The organism is Modestobacter excelsi (assembly GCF_005930495.1).
GTDB classification, from domain to species: Bacteria; Actinomycetota; Actinomycetes; order Mycobacteriales; family Geodermatophilaceae; genus Modestobacter; species Modestobacter excelsi.
The window spans coordinates 1-1,088 of the sequence record NZ_SJEX01000162.1; the positions used below are offsets into that span (position 1 = coordinate 1).

At 74.9% G+C, this 1,088-nt stretch carries 1 protein-coding gene; it reads left to right on the top strand.

The window, feature by feature from the left end; translation table 11 throughout:
• A partial coding sequence (locus FHL80_RS25045) for a DUF222 domain-containing protein (RefSeq protein ID WP_246078947.1) occupies positions 1-1,088 on the top strand: 1,088 nt, incomplete at both ends.

Consider the following 1,088-nt stretch of genomic DNA (forward strand, 5'->3'; position numbering starts at 1 on the left):
CCCTTCCCCCGGGTGCGGTGCTGGACCGGGCCACCCTGCTGTTGACCGTGGTCAACCGCGCCAACGCCGAGTTGACCCGCACCGTCCGGCACGCCGACTCCACGGGCGCCGCTGAGCACGACGGCAAGAAGACGGTGGCCTCCTGGCTGCGCGGGCACGGCCACCTGACCGCCGGCGACGCCGGGCGGCTGGTGCGGTCGGGCCGGGCGCTGGAGCACCTGCCGGCCACCGCGGCGGCGTTCGCCGCCGGCACGCTCACCGCCGCCCAGGTCGCGACCATCGCCCCGATCGCCGGGGAGGCGGAGCGGGCCGCCGCCGCCGAGCAGGACGTCGACCTCGGGGCGGTCGACCGGGCGCTGGTCGCCGTCGCCGAGGGTGAGGCGCACGACCGGCTGCCGCAGGTGGTGCACCACTACCGGCAGGCCCTGGACCCCGACGGCACCGAACCCGACCCCACCGAGGGGCGCCGGCTGACCTTCACCCGGCACGCCGAGGGCAGCGGCACCGGCCGCTTCGACCTGGACGCGGTCGGGTTGGAGAAGGTGCGGGCCGCGATCGAGTCGATCGTGCAGGCATCCCGCCCCCAGGGCGATGACCGCAGCCGCGCCCAGCAGCAGGCCGACGCCCTGGTCCAGCTGTGCGACAACGCCCTGGCGGCGGGGAACCTGCCGCTGCTGCGCACCGTCAAGCCGCGGGTGATCGTGACCGTCGACATCGAGGACCTCCTCGACGGCGGAACCGGCCCGGGGGCTGCCGAGACCGGGTTCGGGGCGGTGATCTCAGCCGCCGCGGCCCGCTGGATCGCCTGTGACGCCGAGATCACCCGGATGGTGCTGGACCCCGACGGGCTCCCGCTGGACGTCGGGCGGGAGAAGCGGGTCGTGCCGGCGCACCTCCGGCGGGCGGTCGAGCAACGCGACCGGCACTGCGTGTTCACCGGCTGCGACGCCCCACCCACTGGTGCGACGTCCACCACCTCCTCGAATGGCTCCGCGACCACGGCGAGACCTCACTCGAGAACTCCGCGCTCCTGTGCGAACGCCACCACACCAAGGTCCACCACGGCTTCCGGATCGAACGAGATCCCG